Raw genomic sequence first — 18,246 nt, forward strand, 5'->3', positions numbered from 1 at the left:
GAGGAGGATACCTATGTTTCTATTGGCAGAAGATGCAGCAAGCACAGGTGCAGTAGGATATTTGTATACATACGGGCCATTAGTGCTCATGTTCGTAGTTTTGTACTTCTTACTTATTCGTCCACAGCAAAAAAGACAGAAAACACGTAGTCAAATGCTCGGAGGATTGAAAAAAGGGGATAAGGTTGTTACGATTGGCGGACTTCATGGCACGATTGTAGAAATCACAGATGACATTTGCGTACTTCGTGTTAACGATGCTACGAAAATGACTTTTGATCGCTCGGCAGTTAATGCAGTTTCACAAACACAAGCTACTAAGGAATAAGAAAATAAAAAGCGAGGTCCTATAACAGGCTCTCGCTTTTTATTTGCATATATAGTTGAAATTAATATTCGTTATTCTTTACTGGGCGCTTAAGGAGTGCACGCTCACCAAGGATAAGTCGACCTTCAGCAATACGTAGACCCATTCGAGCAGCGACGACACCGAGTACAACACCAGCACACATATCGGACAACCAGTGAATACCTAGATAGAAGATTGTGAAAATGATAAAGGCTGCTGAGCAGGGAACGAAAACTTTCCAAAACATGTTTCGGCTTTTTACAGCGATAACCGCCATTGAAACGGATATGGATGTGTGCAAACTTGGGAAACAATTGTCGAGTCCAGATAAAGGTCTGTAATCTTGCTCGAACGTTGGGAACACATCTAAGATGAGTAGATCTACTTTTGGGTGGAAAAACCATACTTCATTAACTGGGAAAAAGAGATAAAACGGGATGGCTATCATATAATTGAACATCAATGCATAACAGACGGCATAGAAAAGTTTATGATTCTTCTGATACGTGTAAAGAGCAATAGAAGTAATCATAATCGATGGGAATATAATGACATAGAAATAACTACATACGATCGTAAGAATATCATTATGGAAAAAGTTCTGAATCGTTGCTACAAAGTCTCCTTCGATGCCATAGATCGATTTCGTGAAATCGGCTTTGTATTGCATGCCTTTCTCAATGGCCATCTCCATCTTGTTAAACATGAGAATCATTAGCAACGCGATGAAATGAAAAAGGAATTTACGTGAAGTAAATATTTCATGAACTAAGCTGCTGGCAATGGTGTATGGACTCTTTCGCGTTGCGATAATTACAAAAGCGAAAATTGTTAGTACAATATAAACTGTCGCATGCGTCATAGATTGAAAAGGGCTCAAGTTGTATCCCCCTATATATTGGAAGTTTTGTGCGGCAATAACTATGACATTATACCACACTAGGCGGGGGGGAAGTGCAATCTTCACGGAAAAGACTTATTTTTGAGTATTTACACCAAGTATGCCACCGAGCGCCCCAGATGCGAATAAAATGCCAAGTAATTGGAGTGATTGAAGATTCAACCCTGCATCGAATGCTAGAAAACCGACTAGGAAAATGAGAATGAAATAGAAGACGCCGACCATGCCCCCGTGATACCAGCCGCGATTACCGGCTCGTTTACCAGAAACCCATCCTCCAATAAATAAGGAGACCGCATGGATGATGGTTGTTAATGTGTGTAAAGAGCTTTCTTGTGTGCTAGTTAAAAGTAAAAACAAGGAGGTCACAATGGTTCCAATGGTCATCATACTAAATGAATAGACGAGTCCTGAAAATAATGGCGATGTTATTCGAACCTGACTGACCGTTTTCATAGGGTTCACAGGCATCATTCCTTTCCTATATTCGAACGCTTCATTACCACATAGGAAAGTTTAAGTTTTCGGATGCAGAAAACTGTGTTCCTATTGGCGATAAAACCTACCTCTAAACGCGGTCGCTCATCATTGAACTGCCTCGATAAAGGTTTTCTCATCATCATTGTATGGCCAAGCACATAGAATTAGTACAAACTATAGATCAAAGGAGTGTGATTATTTATGGTTGAATTCTCTCAAGGTCCAGTAATGTGGCAAGTAGCAGCGGCGCTGCTTATTTTTGCAGCTGCTTACGTGTGTATATTGATTGAAAAATGGGATCGTATGTATACCGCGCTTGGTGGGGCTTGTTTGATGCTGATTCTAGGCATTGTACCGCTCCATAAAGCACTTACAACTTACGCGAATTGGCCGATATTAATTTATCTCGTGAGCCTTTTTATTATCTCGAGCCTTTTTCAGAAAACAGGTATCATTTCGTTTGTCGTAAGTTCTATTGTTCGAAAATATCGCATGCGGGCACTAACGCTAATTATTAGTCTTTCGCTGATAGCAGCGCTTATCTCTGCACTTATGGATAGTCTAATGGCTGTTGTTGTTATCGTTCCTTTCATCATTATAGCGTCTAGAAAAATGAGGTTATTGCCGGCTCCTTTTCTAATCTCGATGTTATTATCCGTACATATTGGCGGTGCAGCAACGATTATGGGAAATATACCTGGCCGTATGCTTGGAGCATCAGGGCATATATCGGCAGGAGATATGCTCATTAAGTTGGTTCCTCTGATCTGCTTGCTGTTAGCTGTCGTGTATCTCATTATGTGGTTGATCTATCGAAAGCGCTTGGTAGCGGCGGAGGCACATATGCGTGAGCTGCTTAGCATAAACCCAAGTTCCTATTTATCTACGAATAGAGAATTCGTCTTAGGAAGCAGCATTATTACAGGGGTAACCCTCATTGCGTTATGCCTTCATGGTGTACTAGCGTGGAGTCCAGCCTACATAGCAGCCTCAGGGGCCATTGCATTACTTGTAATGAATTACAAAGATATTCTTGAGGTCATTAGAAACAAGGATTTTGGCGCGGTATGGCATCAATTGAGAGAAACACAATGGCTCTTTTTCTTGGGACTCTTCATCATGGTAGGAGGCCTAACGTATGCAGGTTTTTCTAGTTTCATTGCAAATCGAGGGCTCGAGCTAAGCCAAGGGAGCATACCGTTTCTATCCATTTTATTGCTATGGCTGAATAGTTTCGGTACGGCGATGATGGATAATATCCCATTCATTGCAGCGATGATTCCCATTGTTGATGGGATGGAGCAGCTCGTAGAGACGTCAATACAGCCGATGTGGTGGGCGTTGATCGTTGGAAGTGGGATTGGGAGTGGTGTTACACTCGTGAGCTCAATCGCAAGCTTATACGCAGCATCTTTTACCTATCAGGATGGCGTGAAGTTAAAACAAAGTGAGTATGTGGTAGTTGCTGCCCCGATTTGTTTCGTCTTGCTTTTGATTTCCACGTTATATTTCAAATTATTCTTGTTGTAATTGCCAACAATTGAATATGTAATATCTGCATGATGAGGTGCGTAGGCGGTCAGAATACCAGAGAACTCCGAGAACAAGCTAGAGCTTAGATCAGGGAGGTTACGATGGATATTCTGACCATTTTTTTGCGTACGGTGCTTATCTATTTTGTTGTTTTTCTCATGCTTCGTATTATGGGGAAACGTGAAATTGGTAAGCTTTCGCTTTTCGATCTTGTCATTTCGATCATGATTGCGGAAATTGCCGTGTTCGTGCTTGAGGACGTGAAGAAGCCTCTTATGTCTGGCATTTTACCTATGGGGACTTTGGTGCTTATTCAAGTTGTCATTGCCTACATTACGTTAAAAAGTCGCACCATTCGTGTGCTTTTCGACGGTAAACCGAGTGTGCTCATCAATAAGGGTATGATCAATCGAAATGAAATGAAGAAGCATCGTTATAATCTGGACGATCTGATGCTGCAATTGAGACAAAATAAAATTATGAACGTGGCTGATGTGGAATTTGCGATTTTGGAACCTTCGGGAAAGTTAAGTGTAGTGGAGAAAGACAAAAATGACAAAGAGACAGAGACGGAAGTAACGAAATCAAATAACGCGATACGTTACGAAGGCTTGCCGCTGCCTCTTATTATGGATGGTAAAGTACAAGACGATAACTTAGAGAAAATCGGTCAAACGAGGTTTTGGTTGAAAAACCAGCTCCAAGAAAAAGGGGCACGGGATTTTAAAGAAATTTTCTACTGCTCGATTGATCATCGCGGCAGAATGTTTCTTGATCGTAAGAGGTGAGTCGCTGTGAGTTAACGGATTATTTTTTTGCCCATATTCATCACGCGACCGATATCTTTAAGACTGATAAGTTTGAAAGCCGTGATGAAAAAGATATAGGAAAAGAACCCTAACAATAAGGAGGAGATGAATCTAATCCAAGTCGCGGACACCCAGGGCGTGTACATGATGAAATAACAAATAATACCTGAGAGAAGCATGGCCGCGCCAATTTTCCCGAAACTGCTGCCTTCCATACGGAATTTGAGTAGTCGAACGACACTATTCCAGTGCAGCAGGGTAACCAAAACGATATTCACATTTATAGCGAATACAGCGCCGTGTATGCCCATTTCAGGCTTGCTAGCTAACCAATAGATTAAGAATAACTTAACCGTCGACCCAATTAGTGTGTTGATTAGAGCAGCTCCAGGCTTGTTTAAGGCTTGTAAAGCAGATTGCAGCGGAGCTTGAAAATAAATAAATATCGCGATCGGTGCCATCATCTTAAGCATGACACTAACGTCAGGTTGATTGTACAGATATTTACAAATCGGCTCGGCGAGTACAAACATCAATACGGAGAAAGGAGCACCTGTCACTAAAGCAAGCTTTAAGGATTGATGCAAACGCATATGGATGGTTTTAAGGTCTTTGCGGGCGGCAGCTTCACTTAATGAGGGAATCAGCGAAACGGATAATGACATGGTAAGCGCACTTGGTAGAAGGATGATGGGAATGATCATGCCTTGTAAAGCCCCGTACTGTGCAGTGGCAAGTGATGTGGTAATTCCGGCGATCGCTAAGCTTTGAGCAATTAAGATCGACTCCAGTAAATAGGAACTAGCACCGATGAGTTTACTTCCTGTGATCGGGATTGAAATGCGTAAGATTCTGCGTAGATTAGAGAGTCGACCTGTTGTTTTATTCGTTCCGATGCGAGAAAGTGGAGAGTTGGATGAAGCCTTTTTATCCCATCTAAAATGGATAGCTAGTACTGCTAGTCCGCCAATTTCGCCTGCCAAGACGCCAATCATTGCACCTGCTGCTGCATATTCGACGCCATATGGGATCATCATATACGAACAAACAAGAACCATAACAATACGAATCAATGTTTCCATAATTTGCGAGGTTGCTGTGGGAATCATATTTTGTCTGCCTTGAAAGTAACCGCGATATACCGCGGAGACGCCAATAATGGGGATCATGGGACTCATACATAGGAACGTGTAGTAAACGCGGGAATCTGTCAGTAAGTGAGACGTGATCCAAGAAGCTCCTACAAGGCAGATACCTGTAAAAATAATGCTAAGAGATATGGTGATTGCCAGGGATATTCTTAAAATGCTGCGAATCCGGGTTTCATTGTTTTCTGCCTCCGCTTCCGCAATCAGCTTGGCGATTGCAACGGGAATTCCTCCGGTAATGATAGTCAAAATAACGGACAGGAATGGCCAGCCCATTTGATAAATACCAATGCCTTCAGCCCCGATCACGCGTGGTAAAGTCATTCTAGGTATGAAGCCAAGTATGCGATTCAAAATACCTGCGGCGAGCAGGATCATTGTACCTCTAATAAACGACTGCTTGGTCACTGCCATACCCTCTTCCGATAATGTCATACCTATGACTATGCGCGAGCTGTCCAAGCTCATGCTAAGATTTTATGGACAAGTGCGCATTTGGCAGGAAATTCCGGGGTAGCTATCGAATTGTATCAGATACAGGTAAATCGAATTGCCCTAGCTCATGCTTATGAAGTTAGTTTTGCTCCAGCAAAACTTTTAGGAGGATCCCCCATGAATGACGCACAGGATAACGGAAGTGAAGAAGAGAATCCAGGTATGACGGATCAAGAACTGAACGAAATCATCGAAAACTTATGTTTGAGCAAAGTTGAGGAATTTATTTTGCTTGGGTATGAGCACGTTACAGGTAAGGATATATGGGATTGTGTAAGCGATAAATACCGCAAAACAGGGTTGCCCTCTCTTCATCAAATCGTAAATGATATTCTATCCCTCAAATCTACTGCGTTTATGAACTGGATGACGATTAGTATGTATAGAGGAGCCCAATTCTAAGAATGGGCTTATTTTTTGCGTGAAACGACTTAAATTGACTCGTTTTTCAGACCTGAGTATAATAGGCATATTGAGTATTGAAGGGAGACTAGCAACAGATGCTGGATTGGAAAAGAATTTCGTTCTTTTTTCTAACGGTTGTCATTGTTCTTGGTGCAATCGGAGCAACGAGCCCTAGATTAGTAGAACGTATTAAGCTTGGATTGGATTTAAAAGGCGGATTTGAAATATTATACACCGCAGAGCCGCTTACGGCTGGACAACCCCTAACGAAGGAAACGCTTACGGAAGCTGCACAAAGTCTTGCTAAACGTGCGGATTCACTTGGTGTTGCTGAGCCTGAGGTGTATCCAGAAGGATCAGATCGTATCCGTGTTCGTCTTGCAGGTGTTGAGAACGAAGAAGAAGTTCGTACGCTGATGTCCAAGCCTTCCGTACTTACATTCAGAGGACCTGATGGAACGGTTTACATGAATGGAACTGATTTCGTTGAGAATGCAGCGAAATTAAGCTATGACCCGAATACGAAGCAACCGATCGTTGAGATCAAAATGAAGAGCCGAGAGAAATTCAAAGAAGTAACGACGAAGCTGGTCGGCAGCACGTTGTCTATTTATTTGGACGATGTCGTGCAGTCCACGGCGTCGGTCAATTTCCCAATTGACAGTGACTCTGCGATCATTACACAAACGAACGTTGCTGAAGCTACTAAAGTAGCGAAGATGATTAATTTGGGCGCTATGCCACTTAAATTAACAGAGAAATACATACAACGTGTCGATGCTACATTAGGCAAAGCTTCCTTGCATGAGACAGCAAGAGCAGGGTTAATCGCTTCGATCTTAATTTTCTTGTTCATGGTGCTGTACTATCGTGTTCCAGGTCTAGTAGCGGCTTTCACTTTGATTACGTATGTTTGGGTATTACTCGCGATATTCGACTTTATGAATGCCACGTTGACGCTGCCTGGTATTGCTGCCCTTGTCTTAGGTGCAGGGATGGCCGTCGATGCGAACATTATCACATACGAAAGAATTCGCGAAGAAATTCGTGCAGGCAAGAGTATCCTTTCCTCCTTGAAAGCAGGGACGAAGCATTCCTTCCGTACGATTATGGATGCGAACGTAACGAATTTAATCGCGGGAATCGTATTGTATTATGTAGGTAACGGTGCGATTCGCGGATTCGCAGTTATTACGATGATGAGCATTATTATCAGTATCATAACGAACGTTTTGTTCTCCAGATGGCTGCTACATCTTATAATCCGGGGTAATTTGCTGAAAAAGCCAAGTTATTTCGGTGTGAAGGAGGCAGACATCCGTGGACTCTAAGCAAAAGTATGATTTTGTAAAAAATCGCAATAAATTTTTCATCATATCGGCTGCAGTTCTTATCATCGGGTTAGTTGTTATGTTAACCTCAGGTATGAATTTCGGTGTCGATTTCAAAGCAGGAACGAATATCGATCTTGTTGTCGGTAAACAGATGGATAGTGCGAAGGTTGAGGAGATTTTACATGGCTTGAACACCAGCGGTGATGTGAAGTCGAAATATGCGGATCCTACAATTGGCGGAAATAATAGTGACCGTGTGTCTATCCGTTTCGATGACGTGCTGGACGATGCGACGGTGAACAAAATTCAGACAGCATTTGCAACTGCGTATAGCGCTGAAGTTTCCAAGGAAATTAACACCGTGGATCCACAGCTTGCAAAAGAATTGTTGATGAAAGCTGTTTATGCCGTTGCGATTTCAAGCGTACTCATTTGTTTGTACGTCAGTATCCGTTTTGAATGGCGATTTGCTTTGGCTGCGATTATCGCGATTCTGCACGATGCGTTCATTGTTATCGCGATGTTTGCCATTTTCCGTATGGAAGTGAACCTTCCGTTCTTGGCGGCTGTGTTGACCACGATCGGTTACTCCATTAATGACAAGATCGTAATCTTTGACCGTATTCGTGAGAATCTGCGTTTCGCTAAACTGAAGACAGATGCCGATTTAGTTGCACTCGTTAACGACAGTATCTGGCAAACGATGGCACGTAACATCAATACCGTACTCGTCGTGTTAATTGCTGCAGGCTGTTTGTACTTGTTCGGAAGCGAGTCCATTAAGTTGTTTGCTTTGGCCAAGTTAATTGGTTTGACGAGCGGTGCTTACTCTTCCATCTTCATCGCATGTTCCTTATGGTATTTGTTCAAAAGAAATTCGTTAACGCGTTCTAAAAAGAAAGCTGCAGCGTAATAACCATAATAACCGGCCGCGTGAAATGTTGCGCGGCCTTTGTATCCGTTCGGGGGGAATGTCCACGTGAATGATGAGGGTTTTCGTAAGACAGAATACGCGCTTTGGTCAGCTATACTCGTGCTAACCGTGTTGGCTTGTCTGTTGGGGATAGTTGGCTTTGGAGCGCATAGTAATTCTCTAATCGCTGCTGCGGCGCAGTCGGTCGCAGGAATTTGTGTAGTAGCTGCTGCCATTACTAGAGTAAGGACGATGAGGGTGCAGCTTGCTGGTGCTTCTTTCCGGGGGTTGGAGCCGCAAATATCAGTAGGTTCTCTTCTATTCATTGTCTTGATTTTATTGATTGGTGCTGAATTAGGTGTTATTGCGGTTAAATCCTTGATAAATCAGGTCGAATATGTTGCCACTACGATGACCTTCGCTGTTCTCGTTATTTCGCTGATTGCGAAGGAAGGGATGTTCCGCTACTTAAGTAAGCTGGGCAAACAACTAGGGACCGAGGAATTTATTGCCAATGCACGAAGACGCCGTTCCGATATATACTCATCTTTTGTGGTCATTGTAGGCATTCTCTCGACGATGCTGGCTCAAGCGATCGGATCTAATTCATTTACTTATGTAGACACATTTGCTGGACTCATCGTTGCACTTTTTATATGTAAAATGGGATTCTCGTTAATCAGCAAAACCATATCTGCACCAACAGAAAAAGTTCTTCACCAGGAAGAGGCAGCTGATTATGTTAAAGCTGTTCAAAAAATTCATGGCGTTATTACGGTTGATGATTTGAATGCAAGGGAACATAGGCATTACGTTGTTATCGAAATGACGATCAGTGTGAATCCTAGGCTCTCAGTTTGGGAAGGGCATGAGGTGTCTAAGAAGATTAAACAGCAGTTGATGAAGCAGTATCATCATGTATCACATGTATACATCCATGTGAATCCTTATGATGCAGGATATCCCTATAAACAGGCAGATGTGGAAGCAAGTGAGCTACCGTCTGTTTTACACTAAATCATTGTTTTCAAAGATTACGTACCATGAGATGTTCATAGGAAAACACCAAGGAGGAGCCACCAAGTGCTAGCACCGAAGGCAAGATGGAACATTGGAAATGCGGATGAGGCGCTTGTTGAAGAATTTGTTCGTGAGCTGCAGTTGGATCCCTTGGTAGCCCGTATTCTAGTTCTTCGAGATATCCGCAGCGTGTCTGAGGCCCAACAATTTATGCAAGGTGGCGTCGGTGATTACCATGATCCCTATTTGTTAGATGGGATGCTGCCAGCTGTGGAGCGCATTCGCAAAGCATTGCACAATAACGAATTTATTCGTGTTTACGGCGATTATGATGCAGATGGTGTAAGCAGTACATCCTTAATGGCGCATTTGCTAAAAGGGTTAGGGGCACATTTCGACACCTACATTCCGCATCGGATTCGCGAAGGCTATGGATTGAATCGTGCTGCAATAGACTTAGCCAAGGAACAAGGTGTTCAGTTGCTTATCACCGTGGATACGGGAATAAGTGCCCTTCAAGAAATTGCTTATTGCAATGAAATTGGTTTAGATGTCATTGTGACTGATCATCATGAACCGCCAGAAGTGCTGCCTGATGCTTTAGCTGTTATTAATCCTAAGAAGCCTGGCTGTCCGTATCCCTACAAGCTATTAGCAGGTGTTGGTGTGGCATTTAAGCTTGCACATGCGCTGCTGGAGCGATTTCCGGAGGAACTTCTTGAGTTCGCTGCGCTTGGAACAGTTGCCGACCTTATGCCGCTTACAGGTGAGAATCGGTTGCTTGTGAAGATGGGCCTCGCACGTATGCAGGATTCCAGCTATGTTGGATTTCGTTCGCTGATTGGTGTATCTGGCATTGAACGGAAAGAGATTACTGCGGGACACATCGGTTTCTCGCTCGCTCCGAAGATAAATGCGAGTGGCCGCTTAGAAGCTGCTGACATTGCCGTCAAGCTGTTGACCACAACAGATGAAAAAGAAGCGGAGCAAATTGCCTTCGAATTGGATATGCTGAATAAAGAGCGTCAACAAATAGTTGAAGATATGGTCCAAGAAGCGTTTGCGATGGCTGAGGAGCAGCGAGCGAAGGGCTTGGATAAAGTCATTGTCGTAGCTAAAGAGAATTGGAATGTTGGTGTCGTTGGGATCGTAGCCTCCAAGATTGTGGAGAAATTCTATCGACCTACGCTTGTGCTAAGCATTGATCCGCAGAAGGGCATGGCCAAAGGCTCTGCACGTTCAATTGCAGGCTTTGATTTGCACAAGGCGTTGACAGCTTGCAAGGACCTGTTGGATCACTACGGGGGTCATCAAGCAGCGGCAGGGATGAGTTTGGATAGCAGCCATCTGGAAGCTTTCGCACTTCGACTAAATGAGCTTGCAGCGGCAACGTTGACGGAGCATGACTTTGTACCCGTAATACGGGTAGATAATGCGTGCAACCTAACTGATGTCCCGATTGCAAGCATTGAGGGGCTAGAATTACTGGCACCATTCGGTATGGGGAATCCATCGCCTAAGTTCATGTTTACAGATTTAGGACTTGAAGATATTCGAACCATGGGCAAAGAAAAGCAGCATCTGAAGCTGGGTCTATCTCAAGCGAAGGATGAAGTTAGCTGCACGGTAGAAGCCGTGGGCTTTGGCAAAGGTAGTCTAGCAGCATTAATTGCACCTTCCGCCAAAGTGGATGTCTTGGGGGAGCTCTCAATTAATGAGTGGAACGGAGTTCGAAAGCCACAGATCATCATGCAGGATCTGAGAATCCCGCACACGCAGGTATTTGATTGGCGTGGCACGGGACAATTGCATGGGAAGCTTACATCGCTTGTGAGTAATCTCTCAGCAGGACCTGGGGCGCCACTACGTTCACCCGGAATAGTGCTTTTTGATGAAGCGGATGCAGCGTTGTATCAAGCAATGGCTGTACAAATCGGACATCAAGTGCCGTATTGGATCGTGCAGGATACCGGCCAAGTAAGGCCAGCCAATGAGGCTGCTAACGCAACGACATTCGAGGAGCTGCAAGATGTTATTTTATACACAATGCCTCGACGACTTGATAGTTTGAAATCGGTCCTTCAGCAGGCAACTGGGATGATGCGGTGCTACCCTGTATTTGCCGAGCTAGGGCAGGAAAGCGGTAATACGTTGCCATCAAGGGATATGTTCAAGATGCTATATGGCACTTTGCAGAAGGAGAAAGCACTTCAACTGCAAGATACCCGGATGATGACATCCTTTAGTAAACGTTCGGGATTATCACTCGGAATGATTCATTTTATTTTATCTGTTTTTGAGGAATTAGAATTTGTCGTAAAACATGATAATATGGTTACATTGAGTGCCACACCGGCCAAAAGAGATTTAACAACATCACGGTTGTACCAGCATCGATTGTATCGTCAAGAAGTTGAAGCCATTGTTATGTATTCTTCAGCGAAAGAGCTGGAGCAATGGATCGCTGATAACATAAAAAAAGAGTTGACATTGGAGGAAATCATATGAATTTCAAAGATTATATTCGCGTTATCCCGGATTTTCCGCAGCCAGGCATTCGTTTCAAAGATATTACAACTTTGCTGCAGAATGGCCCTGTGTACAAAGAAGCCATTGAGCAATTAAAACAACTCATCCAAGACAAGGAAATTGACGTAATTGCAGGTCCGGAAGCGCGTGGATTTGTTATTGGTGCTCCTCTGGCTACAGCACTTGGCGTGGGTTTTATTCCAATTCGCAAAAGCGGTAAATTGCCTGGTGAAACGATTGAAGCGGATTATGCGCTTGAGTATGGCAAGGATAAGCTGGCTATGCACAAAGATGCCATTAAGCCTGGACAGAAAGTGCTCATCGCGGATGATTTGCTGGCAACAGGCGGAACGATTCAAACGTCCGTTGATTTGATCAAACAGCTTGGTGGAGAAATCGTCGGAGCTGCTTTCTTAATCGAGCTTACGTACTTGGATGGCCGCAGCAAATTCGAAGGTTTTGATGTCGTTTCACTTGTTCAATATTAAGACAGGGTTGGAGAATCGAATGTTCGTTATTCGATTCTCTTTTTCATAGTATTCTACGAAGTGAATGTGATGTGTTCGCGGCAGCTATGATGCATTTTGTCGAAGCCTGTTCGTGAATAGTTGACGAGGGGCCTGACTTGCAGGCATAATGAATAAAAATCGACTAAAGGGAATGGGTAGATGCATGGGTATAGAGCAGCTGCTGGAAAAGGCCGCCACCTATCTGAAAGAGAATGATTTGCAGAGGATTCGGGAGGCCTATGAATTCGCGGATGAAGCCCATCATGGCCAAGTGCGCAAATCAGGTGAGCCCTATATTCTGCATCCACTCGCTGTTGCAGATATATTGGTGAATATGCAGATGGATGTCACTTCGGTGATCGCAGCACTTCTGCATGATGTGGTTGAAGACACGACAGTTTCATTGGAAACTGTTCTAGATAAATTCGGGAAAACCTGTGCGATGCTCGTTGATGGTTTGACGAAGCTGGAGCGCATTAAGTTCAAATCCAAAGAAGAGCAGCAGAATGAGAATTACCGCAAAATGTTCGTTGCGATGGCGCAGGATATTCGCGTTATTCTGATTAAGCTAGCGGACCGTCTGCATAATATGCGGACATTGAAGTATCAATCCGAAGAAAGCCAGCGCCGCATTGCGGAAGAAACGCTGGAGATTTTCTGCCCGATTGCTCATCGACTTGGTATTTCCACAATCAAATGGGAGATGGAGGACATTGCCCTCCGTTATTTGAATCCGCAACAATACTACCGGATCGTGAATCTCATGCAGAAGAAACGGACTGAGCGAGAGCAATACATTGAGGATGTCATTCACAGTATCAAAGAGAAATTGGATGAGATGGGGATTCAGGGGGATATTTCAGGAAGACCGAAGCATCTCTACAGCATTTACAAAAAAATGAGCTCCCGCGGTAAGCAATTTAACGAGATCTACGATCTCATGGCGTTGCGCGTCATTGTTGACGGCATCAAGGATTGCTATGCCTCTTTGGGTATCATTCATACGTTATGGAAACCGATGCCTGGCCGCTTCAAGGATTATATTGCGATGCCGAAGCCGAATATGTACCAATCCCTGCACACGACCGTTATTGGGCCGAAGGGTGAGCCGCTAGAGGTTCAGATTCGGACTTGGGAAATGCATCGTACCTCCGAGTTCGGGATTGCCGCGCATTGGGCTTACAAAGAAGGCGGATCTGTTGTCCCATCTGGCACTTTCGAGGATAAAATGAGCTGGTTCCGCGAAATTCTGGAGCTTCAGCATGAAACGAATGATGCATCTGAGTTCATGGAATCCATGAAGATGGATTTCTTCTCTGATCTTGTTTTCGTATTTACGCCAAAAGGGGAAGTTATCGAGCTTCCTGCTGGGTCAGTTCCGTTGGATTTTGCCTATCGCATTCATACCGAAGTTGGGAACCGTACCATTGGTGCCAAAGTCAATTCGCGGATCGTTCCGCTCGATCATAAGCTCAAAACTGGCGATATTATTGAAATCCTAACTTCTAAGCATTCCTATGGGCCAAGTCAAGATTGGGTCAAAATCGCGCAATCCTCCCATGCACGCAGTAAGATTAAGCAGTGGTTTAAGAAAGAAAAGCGGGAAGAGAACGTTGAAAAAGGTAAGGATATGATTGAACGTGAGCTTAAACGTTTAGCCATCGATCCTCCAACCCTAATGAGCGATGATAAAATGCTGGAAGCGGCGAAGAAGTTTAATTTTAGCGATATTGAAGACATGCTTTCGGCGGTTGGATTTGGTGGCATAACAGCAGCACAAATATGTACCAAGCTAACGGAGAAGCTGCGTAAGGAAGCGGAAGAAGCCCAGATTATTAAGCTGAGCAGTGAAGTAAAAGAGGTCAAAGCACCTGTCTCTACAGAGCGCAAAAGCCGTCCTACAAACGGTGTACGCGTCAAGGGTGTAGATAACCTGCTTGTTCGATTTGCTCGTTGCTGCAATCCGGTACCAGGGGATTTCATTATTGGCTATATTACTCGCGGACGCGGCGTTTCTGTCCATCGCTCGGATTGTACGAACATTCCGACGAGTATGGGCGAGGAAGAACGGGTTATTGAAGTGGATTGGGCGGAGGCTGTTGAATCTAATTTCAACGTGGAAATTGAGATTACAGGCCATGATCGCCGCGGCTTCTTAAACGAAGTGCTGCAAGCTGTCTCCGAGAGCAAGACGATGATTTCTGCTGTTTCTGGGCGTTCGGATAAGAACAAAATGGCGACCATTCATATGACTATTTTGATCAAAAATATCGATCATCTACAGTCGGTTGTAGAAAAAATAAAACGAGTCAAAGATGTTTATTCGGTTCAACGGATTATGCAGACCTAGCTGGTAAGGGGATTTAGGAACGATGAGAGTAGTTGTTCAACGTTGTAAGCATGCGGAAGTAACCGTCAATCATCAAATCATCGGTCGCATTGAGCAAGGTCTAATGCTGCTCGTTGGTATTACCCATGAAGATACCGAACAGGATGCAAAGTATCTCGCAGAGAAAGTGGCCGGGCTCCGTATTTTTGAAGATGAAGCAGGTAAAATGAATTTGTCTGTCCTTGAGACCGGGGGAGCGGTTCTTTCTGTGTCACAATTTACGTTATATGGGGATTGTCGCAAGGGTAAGCGCCCGAATTTCATGTCAGCAGCAAGGCCTGAACAAGCGGAACCGTTGTATCAGGCATTCAACAGATTGCTCAGAGAGCAGGGGTTGCAGGTTGAAACAGGTGCATTTGGTGAAATGATGGATGTATCCCTAACGAATTGGGGACCTGTAACCTTGATTATCGATAGTAAATAAGCGATTTGGATGAAGGATTCAGGATAGACGGCCTAGTCACTGGTTATACTATACATGTATAAACTAGCGGTTAGGAGCCTACAGATGCGTCAATCTAGTAAAGAAAAGATGATGACTGCCCCGATACAGCAACTGTTCCATTCCTCCATGGCGGAGCGAATGAGTCAAGTAAATGCCTTTGCGGATGTTGAAATTAGTGCAGAATTCACTTCTGATCAGGAAAAAATGAAGAGTATTCCTAAGAAATCGTTCCGGTAATTCATAAAACCACGTCTGTGCTGTTCGTCAGCCTTGCGTGGTTTTATTTGTACCAAAGGTAGAATTTCTCTCCTCCATCAAATTGTGGTAAACTAGCCTATGGAATTATTGTTAGACATGCAGGAGATAAGGTGGGTGCTTAAAGTCGTAATGGCAAATTCGAATCGCAACAAATCCACATCCAGAGGTTGGCTATGGTTAATGGTAGTATTGATTGTACTTACGTTGGTTGCAGCAACGGCCGCCATGTACTATCAATATAATCATCATAAGAACGCCAAAGGACATAGTGATCAGCAACAAGCCCTTGAAGAAGTGAAATCGGTCAAAAAGGTGAAAGAAGCCTATGATGTCATTGTCATCGGTACGGATCCGGAGGGGATAGCCGCTGCGGTTTCATCAGCTCGAAATGGACTCAGCACGCTGCTTGTCGATGGCCGAAATCGAGAGATTTTTGGCGGTTTGATGACGCTTGGCTGGATTAATTCTTTGGATAACAATTATTCCACGAATAAAACCTTGCTTGGCAAGGATGATGTGTGGAACAAAGGGTATTTCTCGGAATGGTACGCCAAAACGGAAGGTGATTCCTTCGATGTGAATACAGCGGCCAATGCCTTCTACGAAGCTGTAAAGAATGAAAAGAATATTGATGTCTTGATGAAAACGAAGAAGATTGATCCGCTGCTTACGGCCAATAAAAATGCAGTTCAGGGCGCGACAATCACACTTGAAAATGGCAGCACGCAAGTTGTCAAAGCCGCATCCGTCATTGATGCGACACAAGATGGTGACTTCGCAGCCGCCGCTGGTGTTCCTTTTACAATGGGGCATGAGGATATCGGAGATCCCAAATCCAAAATGGCCGTTACACTGGCCTTTCGTTTGAAGAATGTCACGCCTGAAGTATGGAAATTGATGGCCAACCGGTTAAATGGGGATGACAATTCGGGTACAGGCGTTACGGATGTGAGTGTATTTGGATACAGTGAAATGAGCAATTATCCAGCACTTAACAAGGACAGAGCCAAAATGAGAGGCCTCAATATGGGCAGGCAAAATAACAATACGGTGCTTATTAATGCCTTGCAGATTTTTGGCGTAGATACCTTTGATCCGAAGTCGGTTCAAGAGGCATTCGATATTGGGAAGAAGGAACTGCCGAATATTGTTGCCTATATGCAGAAAACGTTCCCAGAATTCTCGTCGATTGAGCTCGATGGTTCCGCGCCAGAGCTTTATGTGAGAGAGACCCGACACATGCAGGGCGAATACCGATTGAGTATCGTCGATGTTTGTACAAATGCAGATCAGTGGGATCGCATCGGCTTCGGTTCATACCCGGTTGATATCCAGCGGATAGCGCCTACAGACTCAGGTAATGTCGTGTGTAAGCCGAAACAATACGCGATTCCTTTCCGCAGCATCGTTCCACAAAAGATTGATGGCTTACTCGTTGTAGGCAGAGCGGCAAGTTACGATACACTGCCACACGGAAGTGCTCGCGTGATGCCGACGGGGATGGCAGAAGGGGAAGCAGCAGGTGCAGCGGTGAGCTTGGCGAAAGCGGAGAACATGACGTTCCGTCAGATCTCAGCATCCAAGGACATGATAGCGAAGCTGCAGGCCCAGCTGAATAAACAAGGCATGGAAGTTCAGCCGATGACCATTAAGCCTCAGCCATTTATGGAGCATAAGTCATTCGAGGGCTTGAAAACAGCGCTGATGCTAGGACTAGCATCAGGTGCTTATGACAATAACTTCCGTCTAGACGACGCGGCTAATCCGAAGCGGATGGTCAATGTGGTTGGTGGCGCAAGGAAGATGAAGCCGGATGCATTCGCAGGTGATGTCAACCAAGCCATCGCAAAGGTGGACAATGCGGACAAAATCCCGTTGACTTTGGAGCAAGCAAGCTACACCTTTACGCAAGCACTAGGCATAAAGGGGACCGCTGCTGAAGCGCAAGCGAAGCTCCTAGAGGGGAAACTGCTAACAACAACAACGATTAATGGTATTGCAGATAAGCAAAAGCTGACCAATGCCGACACGTACATGATGATTCGTGACGTTAAGATTGGTTTGACAGGTAAGCCATAGCATACATCAATAAAGAGCCTTATTGCCGCAGTAGATGTGGCTGTAAGGCTCTTAATTTGCAGTTGGCTAGGAGAGAAAGGATGGATGCGGTTACATTTCTCAGTCTTCGTCGGCAGCTTCTTCGTCCGCTTCTGCTTCAGCGGATTCCTCTGCTTCTTCGTCGGCAGCTTCTGGCTCCTCGTCTGCGGATTCTTCGCTTTCCGCATCCTCTGATTCCTCAGCTTCTATTTCTCCCTCATCAGCCGCTTCTTCCGCTTCCTCTGCATCTTCAGTATCCGTCTCTTCAATGGCCTCTTCTTCGGCTGCTTCTTCGTCAGCAGTTTCATCGTCAGCAGTTTCGGCTTCGGTTTCGGATTCTTCAGAGAAAAGCACCACGAGATCTTGACGTTCCTCTTGAAACTCGTTTTGTAGTGTCATTGTTACAGCCTCCAGATGTTATATTCAAGGCCATCTGCCTTGTTGTACATTTATATGTGAAAATAAGATGAATATACGAATGAAACGAAATGAAAATGCTTGAAAGTAAACGGGATTTTGGTGTAATCAAATTGTAATATGAGCTTCATGTTCCTTTAATCTACGAGGGATATACTAATAGTCGACCCCCTTTAAAATATAAACTTTTGAAAGCCTGCTGCCCCGTGCCGCAG

At 44.4% G+C, this 18,246-nt stretch carries 17 protein-coding genes; 13 read left to right on the plus strand and 4 right to left on the minus strand.

Annotated features, from left to right (window positions below):
* Positions 1–13: 13 nt before the first annotated feature.
* Positions 14–328, plus strand: coding sequence for a preprotein translocase subunit YajC (gene yajC, locus ASG89_RS15705; RefSeq protein WP_057311649.1), 315 nt, complete (start codon positions 14–16; stop codon positions 326–328).
* 61 nt (positions 329–389) lie between these two features.
* On the opposite strand, the gene ASG89_RS15710 is transcribed toward yajC, so the two are convergent.
* Positions 390–1,229, minus strand: a complete 840-nt coding sequence (locus ASG89_RS15710; RefSeq protein WP_057311650.1) for a phosphatase PAP2 family protein — start codon at positions 1,227–1,229, stop codon at positions 390–392.
* Positions 1,230–1,325: 96 nt separating this feature from the next.
* Positions 1,326–1,706, minus strand: a complete 381-nt coding sequence (locus ASG89_RS15715) for a TIGR04086 family membrane protein (protein ID WP_235549783.1) — start codon at positions 1,704–1,706, stop codon at positions 1,326–1,328.
* Between the two features lie 225 nt (positions 1,707–1,931).
* Here ASG89_RS15715 and ASG89_RS15720 point away from each other — a divergent pair, with 225 nt between their 5' ends.
* Together ASG89_RS15720 and ASG89_RS15725 are read left to right on the plus strand one after the other, a co-directional pair.
* Positions 1,932–3,260 carry an SLC13 family permease gene (locus ASG89_RS15720; RefSeq protein ID WP_057311651.1) on the plus strand — a complete coding sequence of 443 codons (1,329 nt, stop codon included), beginning with the start codon at positions 1,932–1,934 and terminating at the stop codon, positions 3,258–3,260.
* Between the two features lie 104 nt (positions 3,261–3,364).
* Positions 3,365–4,051: a DUF421 domain-containing protein gene (locus ASG89_RS15725; RefSeq protein WP_057311652.1), complete on the plus strand. Its 687-nt coding sequence runs from the start codon at positions 3,365–3,367 to the stop codon at positions 4,049–4,051.
* Between the two features lie 11 nt (positions 4,052–4,062).
* Here the strand turns inward: ASG89_RS15725 and spoVB are convergent, their stop codons facing one another.
* Complete coding sequence (spoVB, locus tag ASG89_RS15730; RefSeq protein WP_057311653.1) at positions 4,063–5,628, minus strand: stage V sporulation protein B; 1,566 nt, start codon at positions 5,626–5,628, stop codon at positions 4,063–4,065.
* Positions 5,629–5,832: 204 nt separating this feature from the next.
* Between spoVB and ASG89_RS15735 the strand changes: the two genes are divergently transcribed.
* The 10 genes from ASG89_RS15735 to ASG89_RS15775 all read left to right on the plus strand — a co-directional run bounded on the left by ASG89_RS15735 (position 5,833) and on the right by ASG89_RS15775 (position 17,596).
* Complete coding sequence (locus ASG89_RS15735) at positions 5,833–6,117, plus strand: post-transcriptional regulator (protein WP_235549784.1); 285 nt, start codon at positions 5,833–5,835, stop codon at positions 6,115–6,117.
* Between the two features lie 98 nt (positions 6,118–6,215).
* Complete coding sequence (gene secD, locus ASG89_RS35645; protein ID WP_057311654.1) at positions 6,216–7,451, plus strand: protein translocase subunit SecD; 1,236 nt, start codon at positions 6,216–6,218, stop codon at positions 7,449–7,451.
* Entirely contained in the window at positions 7,441–8,367 is a 927-nt protein-coding gene (gene secF, locus ASG89_RS35650) for a protein translocase subunit SecF (RefSeq protein WP_057311655.1), read from the plus strand. Before secD ends, secF begins: the two co-directional genes overlap by 11 nt.
* A 66-nt stretch (positions 8,368–8,433) precedes the next feature.
* Complete coding sequence (locus ASG89_RS15750; protein ID WP_057311656.1) at positions 8,434–9,384, plus strand: cation diffusion facilitator family transporter; 951 nt, start codon at positions 8,434–8,436, stop codon at positions 9,382–9,384.
* Between the two features lie 66 nt (positions 9,385–9,450).
* Entirely contained in the window at positions 9,451–11,895 is a 2,445-nt protein-coding gene (recJ, locus tag ASG89_RS15755; protein WP_057311657.1) for a single-stranded-DNA-specific exonuclease RecJ, read from the plus strand.
* Positions 11,892–12,404, plus strand: a complete 513-nt coding sequence (locus tag ASG89_RS15760) for an adenine phosphoribosyltransferase (protein WP_057311658.1) — start codon at positions 11,892–11,894, stop codon at positions 12,402–12,404. The genes recJ and ASG89_RS15760 overlap by 4 nt, the downstream gene beginning before the upstream one ends.
* A gap of 184 nt (positions 12,405–12,588) precedes the next feature.
* Entirely contained in the window at positions 12,589–14,775 is a 2,187-nt protein-coding gene (locus ASG89_RS15765) for a RelA/SpoT family protein (RefSeq protein WP_057311659.1), read from the plus strand.
* Between the two features lie 22 nt (positions 14,776–14,797).
* Positions 14,798–15,238 carry a D-aminoacyl-tRNA deacylase gene (dtd, locus tag ASG89_RS15770; RefSeq protein WP_057311660.1) on the plus strand — a complete coding sequence of 147 codons (441 nt, stop codon included), beginning with the start codon at positions 14,798–14,800 and terminating at the stop codon, positions 15,236–15,238.
* An 84-nt stretch (positions 15,239–15,322) separates the two neighbouring features.
* Positions 15,323–15,496 (plus strand): hypothetical protein, encoded by a 174-nt coding sequence (locus ASG89_RS36425; protein WP_157276673.1) that lies wholly within the window; start codon positions 15,323–15,325, stop codon positions 15,494–15,496.
* 135 nt (positions 15,497–15,631) lie between these two features.
* A complete protein-coding gene (locus ASG89_RS15775) occupies positions 15,632–17,596 on the plus strand; it encodes an FAD-dependent oxidoreductase (RefSeq protein ID WP_235549785.1) in 1,965 nt (654 codons plus the stop codon).
* Between the two features lie 99 nt (positions 17,597–17,695).
* Here the strand turns inward: ASG89_RS15775 and ASG89_RS15780 are convergent, their stop codons facing one another.
* Positions 17,696–18,013, minus strand: a complete 318-nt coding sequence (locus tag ASG89_RS15780) for a hypothetical protein (protein WP_057311661.1) — start codon at positions 18,011–18,013, stop codon at positions 17,696–17,698.
* Positions 18,014–18,246 lie beyond the last annotated feature (233 nt).

The sequence above is a fragment of the Paenibacillus sp. Soil766 genome (assembly GCF_001428105.1).
Lineage (GTDB): Bacteria > Bacillota > Bacilli > Paenibacillales > NBRC-103111 > Paenibacillus_E.

Excerpts from the sequence above, each read along its gene's own strand:
- yajC (WP_057311649.1), top strand. The coding sequence starts at position 14 with ATGTTTCTATTGGCAGAAGATGCAGCAAGCACAGGTGCAGTAGGATAT.
- ASG89_RS15715 (WP_235549783.1), bottom strand. The coding sequence starts at position 1,706 with ATGAAAACGGTCAGTCAGGTTCGAATAACATCGCCATTATTTTCAGGA.
- ASG89_RS15720 (WP_057311651.1), top strand. The coding sequence starts at position 1,932 with ATGGTTGAATTCTCTCAAGGTCCAGTAATGTGGCAAGTAGCAGCGGCG.
- ASG89_RS15725 (WP_057311652.1), top strand. The coding sequence starts at position 3,365 with ATGGATATTCTGACCATTTTTTTGCGTACGGTGCTTATCTATTTTGTT.
- ASG89_RS15735 (WP_235549784.1), top strand. The coding sequence starts at position 5,833 with ATGAATGACGCACAGGATAACGGAAGTGAAGAAGAGAATCCAGGTATG.
- secD (WP_057311654.1), top strand. The coding sequence starts at position 6,216 with ATGCTGGATTGGAAAAGAATTTCGTTCTTTTTTCTAACGGTTGTCATT.
- ASG89_RS15760 (WP_057311658.1), top strand. The coding sequence starts at position 11,892 with ATGAATTTCAAAGATTATATTCGCGTTATCCCGGATTTTCCGCAGCCA.
- ASG89_RS15765 (WP_057311659.1), top strand. The coding sequence starts at position 12,589 with ATGGGTATAGAGCAGCTGCTGGAAAAGGCCGCCACCTATCTGAAAGAG.
- dtd (WP_057311660.1), top strand. The coding sequence starts at position 14,798 with ATGAGAGTAGTTGTTCAACGTTGTAAGCATGCGGAAGTAACCGTCAAT.
- ASG89_RS36425 (WP_157276673.1), top strand. The coding sequence starts at position 15,323 with ATGCGTCAATCTAGTAAAGAAAAGATGATGACTGCCCCGATACAGCAA.
- ASG89_RS15780 (WP_057311661.1), bottom strand. The coding sequence starts at position 18,013 with ATGACACTACAAAACGAGTTTCAAGAGGAACGTCAAGATCTCGTGGTG.